Raw genomic sequence first — 14,376 nt, 5'->3', positions numbered from 1 at the left:
GGATCAGTCCTCTCCGAGTTCCGCGTTGATGAAGTCGAAGAGTTCTTCATCCGTGGCGGAGTCGAGCTTGGTGGTGATGTCGGTGCCGTCCGGGTCGTCGTCGCTGGCATCGCCGCCCCAGGCGGCGGCCAGGACGCGCAGCCGGGCCGCGATCTGTTCGCGGTCGGCGCTCTTGGCCGGGGCTGTGGCGAGCGCGGCCTCCAGCTGGTCGAGCTGGGTGAGCACCGGCAGCGGTGCCCCCGCGACCGACTGGAGCACCCGGCCCTCCAGGTATTCGGCGAGCGCCGTCGCCGTGGGGTGGTCGAAGACCAGCGCGGCGGACAGCTGGACGCCGGTCGCGGCGATCAGCGCGTTGCGCAGCTCGACCGCGGTGAGCGAGTCGAAGCCCAGTTCCCGGAAGGGGAGTTTGGGGTCGATGGCGGTGTCGGCCGCGTAGTTGAGCACGGATGCCACATGCCGCTGGATCAGCTCCAGGAGCAGCTTGCGGCGCCCGCTCTCGGACTGCCCGGCCAGTTGCTGCGCGAAGGACTCCCCCGTCGCCCCCTGGGCGGCCGCGGCAGCCCGCCGCAGCGGGGCGCGCACCAGTCCGCGGAACGCGGCGGGCAGGGTGTGCTCGGCGGCCTTCTTCCGCAGGACGGCCAGGTCCAGGCCCATCGGCACCAGGGTCGCCGCGTCGGAGTCCCAGGCGGCGTCGAACAGTGCGAGACCCCGCCGCGGGGTGAGGGCGACGACGCCGGACTGGGCCAGTCGCCGCTTGTCGACCTCGGACAGTTCGGCGGACATCCCGGCCGTGGTCTCCCACAGTCCCCAGGCGAGCGAGGTCGCCGGGAGCCCGGCGGCCCGCCTGTGGTGCGCGAGCGCGTCCAGGAAGGCGTTGGCCGCCGCGTAGTTGGCCTGTCCGGCGCCGCCGAAGGTGCCGACTCCGGAGGAGAACAGCACGAAGCGGGACAGGTTCAGGCCGGCGGTCAGCTCGTGCAGATGCTGTGCGGCGTGGACCTTGGGCCGCAGGACGGTGTCGATCCGGTCGGGGGTGAGCGTGGTGAGCACGCCGTCGTCGACGACTCCGGCGATGTGCACGACGTCGGTCACCGGGTGCTCGTCCGGTACGTCGGCCAGGGCTTCGGCGAGTGCCGCCCGGTCCGCGGTGTCACAGGCCACGAGGGCCGCTTCGGCGCCCGACTCGGCCAGTTCCCGGACCAGTCCGGCCGCGCGCGGGTCGTCGGGTCCCTTCCTGCTGAGCAGCAGCAGACGGCGTACGCCATGGGCGCGCACCAGGTGCCGCACGATCTCGGTGCCGATGCCTCCGCCGGCTCCGGTGACCAGCACCGTGCCGTCGCCGGGGGCGGCCTGCGGGCCGGGCCCCGGCCGTTCGGTGACCTTCGTCAGCCGGGGCACGAGCAACTCGTCGCCGCGTACGGCGAGTTGAGGCTCGTCCTGGGCGAGTGCGGTGCCCACGGCGGCGACGAGCAGGCCGGCGTCCGTGTCCCGGGCGCCGAGGTCCGCGAGGACGAACCGGCCCGGGTGCTCGGCCTGGGCCGACATCAGCAGCCCGCGGGCCGCGGCCTGGGCCGGGTCGACGGCGGTGTCGTCGCCGGTGGCCACGGCCGCCCGGGTGACGAGGACGAACCGGGTGTCGGTCAGCCGCGGGTCCGCGAGCAGTTCCCCGACCCGCTCCAGGGTGCGCACCGTGGTGTGCCGTACGGAGTCGATCGGGTCGCCCGGTTCGGTGTCCACGGGCACGACGACGAGGTCGCACGGGGCGTCGAGGGAGGCGAGGTCCGGGTGGGTCCGTACGTCGGCACCGCACTCCTTCAGCGCCCTGGCCAGGGCGTCCTCGGCGCCGCCCAGTACGGCCCAGGTCGCGGAGGGGTCGGTCAGGGCGGCCGTCACCGGGGTCCAGACCAGGCGGTGCAGCGCGTCCGGGGCGGCTTCGGCGGCCGGGCGTTCGGCCGGGGTCACGGGCCGTACCCGCACCTCGTCCACCGACAGCACCGGCTCGTCCCGCGGGTCCGACAGCAGCACGCTGACGGTTTCGGGGCCCGTGCGGGTCAGCCGGGCGCGCAGGGCGGTGGCGCCGGTGGCGTACCGGGTCACTCCGGCGAAGCGGACGGGCTCCCCGGCGAGTTCGACGATCAGGTCGCTCACGGCGGCCAGCAGTCCGGGGTGCAGGCCGTGCTGGTCGGCCTGGGCCGATTCGCTCCCGGTCAGCGCCAGTTCGGCGAACACCTCGTCCTGCCGGCGCCACACCGGGTCGGCGCCGACGGGTTCGGCGTCGGCGGGCGGCCAGTCGGCGGAGCCTGGTGCCGTGGCGGGGGCGGGCCGGGCGGGGGCCCGGCCGAGCGTGCCGGCGGCGACGCGGGTCCAGGAGTCCCCGGCGGCCACGCCCGGGGCGCCCAGGTGGAGGGCGAAGTCCCGCTCACCGTTGTCGTCGGGGGCCGTCACGACCAGGTGCAGCGGGGCCTGCGGGGCGCCGTGCGCCGCCGTGTCGAGGTCGAGTGCGGTGATCCGGTCGCAGTCGAGGCCGTCGCCCACCCACAGCACCAGGTCCAGGATGTCGCCGCCGGACAGCGGCCGGTCCTCGTGGGTGGCGGGCAGGCTGCCGGTGAACAGCGCGCCGCCCGTCTCCGGGAGGGGTGTGGAGGCGGTGAGCAGCGGGTGCCCGGCCGCCGCGAGCCCCGCGCCGGCCAGGGCCTCGGCGCCGCCGGTGGGCGCGTCGAGCCAGTAGTGCCGGTGCTGGAAGGCGTACGTGGGCAGGCGGACCCGGCGTGCCCCGGTGCCGCGGAAGTACGCGGACCAGTCGACGCGTTCGGTCCGGGCGTGCAGCCTGCCGAGTGCGGTGAGCAGGGTGCGTACCTGGTCGCGGTCCCGGCGCTGGGTGGCGATGCCGGTGGCGCGGTCGGCGGCCGACTCCCCGGCCATGGCGGTGAGTACGCCGTCGGGGCCCAGTTCCAGGAACGTCGTCACGCCCTCGTCGAGCAGGGCGCGCACGCCGTCCGCGAACCGCACCGGCTGCCGTACCTGCGCCGTCCAGTACGCCGGGTCGCACAGCTGCCCGGGGGCGGCGCTCTCGCCGGTGACGTTGGAGATGACGGGCAGTTCCGGCTCGGCGAAGGAGACAGCGGCCAGTTCACGCTCGTAGGCGTCGAGCATCGGTTCCATCAGGGGCGAGTGGAAGGCGTGGCTCACGGTGAGCCGCTTGGTGCGCAGGCCCGCGTCGGCGAGCCGGGCGCCCGCGGCCAGGACGGCCTCCTCCGCGCCCGAGAGCACCGTGGCGGCCGGGCCGTTGACCGCGGCCACGGCGACCTCGGCGAACGCGTCGCCGAGCAGCGCGGCCACTTCCTCCTCGGCCGCGGCGACGGACAGCATCGCGCCGCCCTCGGGGAGTTCCTGCATCAGCCGGGCGCGGGCGGCCACCACCCGGGCCGCGTCACCGACCGACCACACGCCGGCCACGTGCGCGGCGGCGAGCTCGCCGATCGAGTGCCCGAGCACCGCGTCGGGCCGTACGCCCCAGTGCTCCAGCAGCCGGAACAGGGCCACTTCCACGGCGAACAGCGCGGTCTGGGTGTAGAGGGTCCGGTCGATGAGTTCGGCCTCGGGCGTGCCGGGTTCGGCGAAGACGACCTCGCGCAGGGGGCGCGGCAGATGCCGGTCGAGCTCGTCGCACAGCTCGTCGAAGGCGGCGGCGAAGGCCGGGAACGCGGCGTACAGCTCCCGTCCCATCCCGGCCCGTTGGGCGCCCTGCCCGGTGAACAGGAACGCGAGGCCCCCGTCGGCGCGTTCCTCGGCGACGGCGCCCGAGGCGTCCAGGCCGGCCAGGCTCTGCCGCAGTTCGTCCGCGTCCGCGGCGACGACGACCGCCGCGCGGTCCAGGACGCTGCGGGTGGTGGCGACCGAGTAGGCGAGGTCGGCGACGTCCGCGGTGCCGCCGTCGAGGAGGGCGGCGAGGCGGGCCGCCTGGTCGGGCAGGGCCTCCAGGGTGCGGGCGGAGAGGACCAGGGGTACCGGTACGCCGGTCCCGGCACGCGTCGGGTCCGGCTCGGCCGGTGCCTCCTCGGGGGCCCCGGCCGGCGCCTCCTCCAGGATGATGTGCGCGTTGGTGCCGCTGATGCCGAAGCCGGAGACCGCCGCGCGGCGCGGTTCGCCGTCCCGCGTCCAGGGCCGGGCCTCGGCGAGGAGTTCCACCGCCCCGGAGGTCCAGTCGACGTGCGGACTGGGGGCGTCCACGTGCAGGGTGCGCGGCATCAGGCCGTGCCGCATGGCCTGCACCATCTTGATGATGCCGGCGGCACCGGCGGCCGCCTGGCTGTGCCCGATGTTCGACTTGACGGAGCCGAGCCACAGCGGGCGCCCTTCGGGGCGTCCCTGGCCGTAGGTGGCCAGCAGGGCCTGGGCTTCGATCGGGTCGCCGAGCGTGGTGCCGGTGCCGTGGGCCTCGACGACGTCGACGTCGGCCGTGGACAGCCCGGCGTTGACCAGTGCCTGCCGGATGACGCGCTCCTGGGCGGGGCCGTTGGGCGCGGTGAGCCCGTTGGAGGCGCCGTCCTGGTTGACGGCGGAGCCGCGGACCAGCGCCAGCACCGGGTGGCCGTTGCGGCGCGCGTCGGACAGCCGCTCCACCAGCAGGACACCGGCGCCCTCGCCGAGGGAGAACCCGTCCGCGGCGGCGGCGAACGGCTTGCAGCGGCCGTCGGCCGCCAGTCCCCGTTGCCGGCTGAAAGCCACGAAGGAGGTCGGATCCGGCATGACGGTGGCGCCGCCCGCGACGGCCAGGTCGCACTCGCCGTTGCGCAGCGCCTGCGCCGCCAGGTGCAGTGCCACCAGTGAGGACGAGCAGGCCGTGTCCACGGTGAGCGCGGGGCCCTGGAATCCGAGGGAGTACGAGATCCGGCCGGAGGCGACGTTGGAGGAGGCGCTGACCAGATAGCCCTCCATGCCGTCCGTGGAGCCGCGCAGCCGGGTGCCGTACGCCTGGTCGGTCATGCCGACGTACACCCCGGTGCGGCTGCCGTGCAGCGACTTCGGGGCGATGCCCGCGCGCTCCAGGGCCTCCCAGGTCGATTCCAGGAGCAGCCGGTGCTGGGGGTCCATGGCCTGGGCCTCGCGGGGGGAGATGCCGAAGAAGCCGGGGTCGAAGTGGCCCGCACGGCGCAGGAATCCGCCGTGGTCCACATAGCTGGTGCCCGGCCGGTCGGGGTCGGCGTCCACCAGCCGGCCGGTGGGCCAGCCCCGGTCGGCGGGGAACGGCGTGATCAGGTCCGCCTCGTCGCGGACGGCACGCCACAGGTCCTCGGGGGAGCCGACGTCGCCGGGGTAGTGGCAGGCCATCGCGACGATCGCGATCGGATCGTCCTGGTCGACCCGTACGACGGTGGCTGTCGCGGCCGGCCGGTCCCCGGTGTCGGTGTCAAGGCCGCGGGCCAGCACGCCGGCCAGTTCGGCGATGGTGGGGTGGTCGAAGACGACGGTGGCGGGCAGTTTGAGGCCGGTGGCGGTGCTCAGCCGGTTGCGCAGCTCGACCGCGGTGAGCGAGTCGAAGCCGAGTTCCTTGAGCGGACGGGCCGGGTCGACGGCCTGCGCGTCGTCGTGGCCGAGTACCGCAGCGGCCTGCTCGCGCACCAGCTCGCGCAGCGCCGCCGCGCGTTTCGGGCCGGTCAGCCCCGCCAGCTGCCGGGCGAGCGGCGAGGCGGCGTCCGGGGCGGGATCGGCGTCCGGTTCCGGCCGTGCCTCGGGCAGCTCGGACAGCAGCCGGCTGGGCCGTTCGAAGGTGAACTGCGGGGTGAACCGTGCCCAGTCGACGTCGACCAGGAGCAGCGACGACTCGCCCTCGGCCAGCACCGCGGCGAGCGCGGAGACGGCGAGGTCGGGGTCGATGAGCGGCAGGCCCTTGCGGGAGAGGGTGTCGAAGACCGGGTCGTCCGCCATGCCGCCGCCCGCCCAGGGCGCCCAGGCGACGGACACGGTGTGTACCCCGGCCGCGCTGCGGGCCTCGGCGCGGGCGTCGAGCACCCCGTTGGCGGCGGCGTAGACGCCGTGGTCGCCGGCGCCCCAGGAGGCGCTGATGGAGGAGAAGTAGACGACGGCGTCGAGTTGTGCGGGGTCCAGGGCCGCTTCCAGGTTCGCGATGCCGGTCACCTTCGCGGCCATCGCCTCGGCGAGGTCGTCGGGGCCCGCCTCGGCGAGCGGGCCGAGTCCGCCGCCGCCGGCCGTGTGCACGACGGCGCCGATCCGGTCCCCCGCACGCTCGGCGTCGGCGACCATCGCGGTCACCTGGTCCGGGTCGGCGAGGTCGCAGGAGAGCAGACTCACCCGGGCACCGAGCGCGCCCAGTTCGGCGGCCAGTTCGCCGGCGCCGGGGGCATGCGCGCCTCGTCGGCTGGTGAGCACGATGTGCTCGGCGCCCTCGCGGGCCAGCCAGCGGGCGACGCGTCGGCCGAGGGCCCCGGTGCCGCCGGTCACCAGCACGGTGCCGCGGGGCCGCCAGGCCGCGCCCGCGACGGGGCGCGGGGTGGCGCGGACCAGTCGGCGGCCGAACGCGCCCGACGGGCGCAGCGCCACCTGGTCCTCACCGTCCAGGCCCGCGAGCACCGCGGCGAGCCGGCCGGCCGCGCGGTCGTCGAGGGTGTCGGGCAGGTCGACGAGGCCGCCCCAGGTGCGCGGGAACTCGAGCGCGGCGACCCGGCCGAGGGCCCATACGGCCGCCTGCTCGGGGTGGACGGGTCCGGCGTCGTCGTCGGTGGCGACGGCGCCGTGGGTCAGGCACCACAGCGGTGCGGTGACCGACGCGTCGGCGAGCGCCCTGAGCAGGGCGAGGCTGAGCGCCGTCCCGGCGGGCACGACGGGGTGGTCCGGGTGGGGCGAGCCGTCGGTGGCGGTCAGGGAGACCACACCGGCCGGATCCGTGCCGCCGAGTGCGCTGCGGACCGCCGTGGCCAGGGCGGTGTGGTCCGCCGCGGAGTCGACGGACAGCACCACCAGTTCATCGGCGAGTTCGCGCAGGGCCGCGGTGGCGGCGGTGGCCCCGGGGGCGTCCGCCGTGCCGGCCGGTACCACCAGCAGCCAGGTGCCGGACAGGGTGCGGGGCTCCGGCTCGGGCAGCCGGTGCCATCCGACGCGGTAGCGCCAGGAGTCGACGACCGCCTGTTCCCTGCGGCCGCGCCGCCAGGCGGACAGGGCCGGGACCACGGCGCGCAGCGGTTGTTCGTCGGACAGGCCGAGCGTGCCCGCGAGGGCGGGCAGGTCCTGCTGGTCGACGGCCTGCCAGAAGCGCTCGTCCTGGGGGTCGTGCGCCGCGGCCGGCCGCGGCGCGGGCCAGTAGCGGGCGCGCTGGAAGGGGTAGGCGGGCAACTCGGCCGGCGGGCCCTGGTGCCCGGCGAAGGCGGGCGTGAAGTCGACGGGCACACCGTGCGCCCAGAGTTCGGCGAGCGCCGTGCGCAGGCGCCGCAGCCCGCCGTCGTCGCGGCGCAGGGTGCCGGTCACCACCGGGTCCGCGCCGGCCCGTTCGGCGGTCTCGGTGAGCGCGGCTCCGAGCACCGGATGCGGGCTGACCTCGACGAACACCTCGTATCCCTGCTCGACCAGCCCGGCGACGGACGGTTCGAGCAGCACCGGCTCGCGCAGGTTGCGGTACCAGTAGGCGGCATCGAGGCCGGTGGTGTCCTGCCAGTCGGCGGTCACGGTGGAGAAGAAGGGGATGCGTGCGGGACCTGGACGGACCGGGCCGAGCGCGGCCATGATCTCGTCCTCGATCCGCTCCACCTGCGCCGAGTGCGAGGCGTAGTCCACGTCGATCCGCCGGACCCGGACGTCCTGGGCACGGGCGTGCGCCATCAGCTCGTCCAGTGCGGCGGGTTCGCCGGAGAACACCACCGCGGAGGGGCCGTTGACCGCCGCCACGGAGATGCGGCCCTGCCATCGGGGCAGCCACTGTTCGGCCTCGGCGCGCGGGATCCCGACGGAGACCATGCCGCCCTCGCCGACGAGCGCGAGGAGTGCCTTGGCGCGCAGCGCGACCACGCGGGCCGCGTCGTCCAGGGACAGCGCCCCGGCCACGCAGGCCGCGGCGATCTCGCCCTGGGAGTGACCGGCCACCGCGGCGGGCTCCACTCCGTGGGAGCGCCACAGTTCCGCCAGCGACACCATGACCGCGAACAGCACCGGCTGGACGACGTCGACTCGCTCCAGCGGTGCGCCCGAGCGCACGAGTTCGGTCACGGAGAAACCTGTGTACGGCTCCAGGGCGCGGTCGCACTCGGCCCAGCGCGCCGCGAACTCCGGTGAGGTCTCCAGGAGTTCGGCGGCCATGCCGGGCCACTGGCCGCCCTGCCCGGGGAAGACGAGGACGGGGCCCCGGCCGGTCTGGCGGGCCACGCCGGTGACCGTGCCGTCGGCGGGCCGCCCCGCCGCGACCGCGTGCAGCGCCTCGACGAGCTCGCCGCGGTCCGCGCCCAGCACGACGGCCCGGTGCTCGAAGTCGGAACGGGAGGTCAGCAGGGCGTGCCCCACCCGGGCGGCGGACAGGTCCCGTTCGGCCACATGCGTGATGAGCCGCCCGGCCTGGGCGCGCAGCGCCTCGGGCGTACGGGCGGACAGGAGCCACGGCAGGGCGGCACGGCCGGCCGGTGCGACGGCGCCCGGGTCGGCCTCGGCGCGCTCCTGCGCGGCCGGCGCGGCCTGTGGCCCCTGTTCCAGCACGATGTGCGCGTTGGTGCCGCTGACGCCGAAGGCGGAGACGCCCGCGCGGCGGGGCCGGCCGGTCTCGGGCCAGGTGCGGTTCTCGGTGAGGAGCTCCACCGCGCCCGCCGTCCAGTCCACCTCGGGCGTCGGCTCGTCGACGTGGAGTGTCTGGGGCAGGACACCGTGCCGCAGGGCCTGCACCATCTTGATCACACCGCCCACGCCGGCCGCCGCGCCGCTGTGCCCGATGTTCGACTTCAGGGAGCCCAGCCACAGCGGCTGCTCCTCGGGCCGGTTCCGGCCGTAGGTGGCCAGCAGCGCCTGCGCCTCGATCGGGTCGCCGAGCGTGGTGCCGGTGCCGTGTGCCTCCACGGCGTCGACGTCCGCGGCGGACAGTCCGGCGGTGGCCAGCGCCTGCCGGATCACCCGCTGCTGTGCTCCGCCGTTGGGCGCGGAGAGCCCGTTGGAGGCGCCGTCGGAGTTGATGGCGCTGCCCCGGATCGTCGCCAGGACACGGTGCCCGTTGCGCTGCGCGTCGGAGAGCCGCTCCACCACCAGGACACCCACGCCCTCGGCCCAGTTGGTGCCGTCGGCGGTCGCGGCGAAGGCCTTGCAGCGGCCGTCCCCGGCCAGTCCGCTCTGCCGGCCGAAGTCGATGAACGCGCCCGGCGTCGAGATGACCGAGACCCCGGTGGCGAGCGCCAGGTCGCACTCGCCGCGGTGCAGTGCGCCCACCGCCATGTGCAGGGCCACCAGCGAGGAGGAGCACGCCGTGTCCACGGTGACCGCGGGCCCGTGCAGGCCGAGGGTGTAGGCGATCCGGCCGGAGATGACGCTGGCGGCGGTGCCGGTCGTCAGGTATCCGTCGGCCTCCGGCGCGCCGGCCAGGGCCACGCCGTAGTCGGAACCCGCGGCGCCGGCGAAGACACCGGTGCGGCTGCCGCGCAGGGCGGCCGGAGCGAGTCCGGCGCCTTCCAGGGCTTCCCAGGACACTTCGAGCAGCAGCCGCTGCTGGGGGTCCATGGCGGTCGCCTCGCGGGGCGAGATGCCGAAGAAGGCCGCGTCGAAGTCGGCGGCGTCGGGCAGGAATCCGCCCTTCATGGCGAGGCCGGGCTCGGACCGGCGCAGGGCGGACAGGTCCCAGCCGCGGTCGGCGGGGAAGTCGCCGACGCCGTCCCGCCCCGAGTGGACGAGGTCCCACAGGTCCTCGGGGCCGCGGACGCCGCCGGGGTAGCGGCAGGCCATGCCGACGATGGCGATCGGGTCGTCGTGGTGGGCCGTCGGCGCGGTCTCGTCCTCGGTCCCCTGGGTCCCGGAGAGTTCGGCCAGCAGGTGCTCGGCGACGGCGGTCGCGGTCGGGTGGTCGAAGACGAGGGTGGAGGGCAGCCGCAGTCCGGTCTCGGCGGCGACGCGGTCCCGGAAGCGTACGGCCGCGAGGGATTCGAAACCGAGGTCGCGGAACGGGCGTACGGGATCGATGGCGTCGCCGGAGGCGTGGCCGAGCACGGCGGCGGCCTGGGCCCGGACCATGTCCAGCAGCTGGTGTTCCCGGTCGGCGGACGGGGCGAGGACCGCCTCGGCCGGCTCCGGCGCGGGCAGGGCCCGGACAGCGGGCAGGTCGGCGACGAGCGGGCGGGGGCCGCGGCCGGTGAGGACCGGGTGGAACAGGGCCCAGTCGATGTCCGCGACGGCGTGGACGGCCTCGTCGGCGTCGAGGGCGTCGGTGAGCGCGGCCAGTGCGAGCGGGGCGGGCAGCGGGAGCAGGCCGGGGACCGGCTGGGTCCCGGGGTCCGTGGCGCTCGCCCAGGGGCCCCAGCCGATGCAGGTGCCGGTGCGGCCGGCGAGCCTGCGCCGGGTGGCGAGGGACTCCAGGGCCGCGTGCGCGAGGGTGTGCACGACGTCCTCGGTGCCGCCCCAGGTTCCGGCGACGGTGGACAGCAGGACGAAGGCGTCCAGGTCGGCGTCCAGGAACAGTTCCTCGAGCCGGGTGGCGGTGCGCAGCCGGTCCTGGACGGCGCGGGCGAGGTCGGCCGGGTCGAGAGCGTCCACGGTGGACGGGCCGGCCGCGTCGATCCCGCTGAGGTGGACGACGGCGGTCACCGACGCGGGGTCGACCGGCTCCGGCGCGGAGTCCGGGTCCCACTCGGTGAGGGTGTACGCGCCGCCCGCGGCGTCCAGTACGGCGGAGTCGGGCAGGCGCGCGCCGGGGCGGTGTGCCAGGACGAGCTCACGTGCGCCGTCGGCGCGGAGGTGCCGCAGCAGTTCCGGGGTGACGCCGTCGATGTCGCCGGTGATCAGGACGGTGCCCGCGGCGCGCCGGTCGGGGCGGCGCCGGGGGCGCGGTGCGGGCAGCAGTTTCCGGGCGTACACCCCGGTGGGCCGTACGGCGAGTTCGTCGCTGTCGCCGGGTGCGGCGAGCACGGCCGCGAGCAGCCGCAGGGAGCGGGCGTCGAGGTCGGCGGGCAGGTCCAGTACGCCCGCGGAGTGCCGGAGCCGGCCGAGACCCCAGAGGGCGGACTGGGCGCTGCCGGGGGCGGGCTCGTCGCCGACGGAGACCGCTGCCCGGGTCGCGTACCACAGCGGGGCGCGCACGCCGGCGCCGCTGAGGGCCTTGCGCAGGGTCAGGGCGGTTTCCAGCGGGTCGCCGGATCCGGCGGGCAGCGCGAGGACGCCCGCCAGGGGCCGGTCGGCGGGCAGCACCATCCGGATGCGTTCGGCGAGGGCGGTCGGGTCCTCGGCGGGCGGGGCGGTCAGCAGGACGGTCCGCTCCCCCAGGGCTTCGGCGACCGCGGGGCCGTCGCCGTTGTCGGGGCCGTCGGGGGCGACGACCAGCCAGGGACCGGTCGGGCGGGCGTCGGTGTCGAAGCCGGTGGCGGTGTGCCAGCCGACGTGGAGGCGGACCTGTCCGGTCTCGTCGGCGGGTCCGGCGCCGCCCGCCGCCACGCGGGCGGGAGAGAGCCAGTAGCGCTCGCGCTGGAAGGCGTAGGTGGGCAGTTCGGTGCGCTGACCGCCGCGGGCGGACAGCATCGCCGCCCAGTCGACGTGGGCGCCGTGCACATGCAGTTCGGCCAGCGCGGTCAGGAAGGTGGCCGCTTCGGGCCTTTCGTGCTGCAGCGTGGGCACCAGTGCCACGTCCCGGCCCGAGTCGCCGAGGCCGTCGCGGGCCATCGCGATGAGCGCCCCGCCGGGCCCCAGTTCGAGGCAGGCGGTGACCGACTGGGCGGCCAGCCAGCGGATGCCGTCGTGGAAGCGCACGGTCTCACGGAGCTGCCGGACCCAGTACTGCGGCCAGTCCGTCGTCTCGGGGTCGACGGGGGCTCCGGTCAGGTTGGACACGATCGGGATGCGGGGCCGGTGGTGCTGGAGGCCCTCGGCGACCTCGCGCAGCCCCTGGATCATCGGCTCCATGTGGACGGAGTGAGCGGCGTGGCTGATGGGAAGCTTGCGGGTCTTGCGCCCGCGTTCCTCGCACAGTTCGCGGACCCGTTCGACGGCGTCGGCGTCGCCGGAGACGACCACGGCCCGGGGTCCGTTGACCACGGCGATGGTCGCCCGCTCGCCGACCTCGGCCAGGGCCATGAGTTCGGCCAGCTCGGCCTCGGAGGTCTCGACGGCGACCATCGCGCCGTCGGTGCGCATGGTCTGCACGAGCCGGCCGCGGGCGGCGACGAGGGTGCAGGCGTCGTCCAGGGAGAGCACTCCGGCACAGTGCGCGGCGGCGAGTTCGCCGGTGGAGTGCCCGAGGACGTAGTCGGGGGTGACGCCTGCGTGTTCGACGAGCCGGAACAGCGCCACTTCCAGCGCGAACACCGCGGCGAGCGCGTACCCGGTCTGCTCGATCAGTGGCAGGCCGTCCACGACGCGCCCGTCGAGGATGTCGTCCAGCGGGTGCGCGAGCTGCGGGTCGAGCCGCTCGCGCACTTCGTCGAAGGCGCGGGCGAACACCGGGAAGGTCTCGTACAGTTCGCGTCCGATACCGGCCCGCTGCGACCCCTGCCCCGTGAACAGAAAGGCGACAGGACCGGTCGGCGCGACCCGCCCCCGTACGACACGGGGATGCGCCTCCCCCGCCCCGATCGCCGCGAGACCGGCGAGCAGTTCCTCCCGGTCCGCGCCGAGCACGACCGCCCGGTGGGTCAGCCGGGCCCGGCCCGCGGCGAGGGACCAGGCAATGTCCAGCGGACGCGCCTCGGCGGCCGCGTCGTCGGCGTACCGGTGCAGTCGCCGGGCCTGGCCGCGCAGCGCCTGCTCGCTCGCGGCCGACACCAGCCACGGGACGGGGGCGGCCGGGGCGGGGTCCGCCGCCGGTTCGGGGGCGGGGTCCGCGGTGTCGGCGGCCGGGGTGTGTTCGAGGACGACATGGGCGTTGGTGCCGCTGATCCCGAAGGAGGAGACGGCCGAGCGGCGCGGCCGGCCGGTGCTCGGCCAGTCGTGCTCCTGGGTCAGCAGCCGTACGGCGCCGGCCGACCAGTCGACCTGGGGCGTCGGCTCGTCCACGTGCAGGGTGCGCGGCAGCAGTCCGTGCCGCATCGCCAGCACCATCTTGATCACTCCGGCCACGCCGGCGGCGGCCTGGGTGTGGCCGATGTTGGACTTGACCGAGCCGAGCCACAGCGGCTCCGCGCCGGCCCGGTCCTGTCCGTAGGTGGCCAGCAGCGCCTGCGCCTCGATGGGGTCGCCGAGCCGGGTGCCGGTGCCGTGGGCCTCGACGGCGTCGACCTGGCCGACGCTGAGCTGGGCGTCGGCGAGCGCCTTGCGGATGACCCGGCGCTGGGCGGGGCCGTTGGGGGCGGTCAGACCGTTGGAGGCGCCGTCCTGGTTGACGGCGGTGCCCCGGATCGTGGCGAGGACGGGCAGGCCCTGTTCGCGGGCCGTGGACAGGGGTTGCAGGAGGAGTACGCCGACGCCCTCGCCCCAGCCGGTGCCGTCCGCCGCCGCGGCGAAGGCCTTGCAGCGGCCGTCGCCGGCCATGCCGCCCTGCTCGGCCATCTCGGCGAACAGCTGGGACTCCGCCATCACCGCGGCGCCGCCGACGAGCGCGAAGGAGCACTCGCCGGAGCGCAGCGCCCGCACCGCGAGGTGCAGGGCGACCAGGGAGGAGGAGCACGCGGTGTCGATGGTGATCGCGGGCCCATGCAGGCCGAGCGAGTAGGCGATCCGGCCGGAGGCGACGCTGCTGGTGGTGCCGGTCAGCACCAGGCCCTTGACCTCGTCGAGGAGTTCGGCGTCGCGGGGGCCGTACTTCTGGTCGGCCATGCCGATGAACACGCCGCCGTCGGCGCCGCGGACCGCCGTGGGGTCGAGGCCGGCCCGTTCCAGGGTCTCCCAGGACGTCTCCAGGAGCAGCCGCTGCTGCGGGTCCATCGCCAGCGCCTCGCGGGGCGAGATCCCGAACAGTCCGGCGTCGAAGGCGGCCGCGTCGCCGAGGAAGCCGCCGGCCCGCCGGAAGTCCCCGCGCAGATGGTCGGTGCGCCAGCCCCGGTCGGTGGGGAATCCGGAGATCGTGTCGGTGCCGGTGCGCACGCACTCCCACAGGTCCTCCGGGGAGTCGATGCCCCCGGGGAACCGGCAGCCCATGGCGACCACGGCGATCGGCTCGGCGGCACCCGCCTCCAGTTCCCGCAACCGCTCCCGGGTCCGCTTCAGGTCCGCGGTGACCCGCTTGAGGTAGTCGACGAGCTTGTCGTCATCCGCCACTGC

At 75.8% G+C, this 14,376-nt stretch carries 1 pseudogene; it reads right to left on the bottom strand.

Features of this window, described 5'->3' with window-relative positions:
• Positions 1 to 3: 3 nt before the first annotated feature.
• Positions 4 to 14,376, bottom strand: a pseudogene (locus KUM44_RS44420) (type I polyketide synthase); the annotation flags it as partial.

Origin of the sequence: Streptomyces sp. AC550_RSS872 (assembly GCF_019049285.1) — a bacterium.
GTDB lineage: Bacteria > Actinomycetota > Actinomycetes > Streptomycetales > Streptomycetaceae > Streptomyces.
This window is presented reverse-complemented; position numbering and strand designations above follow the sequence as displayed.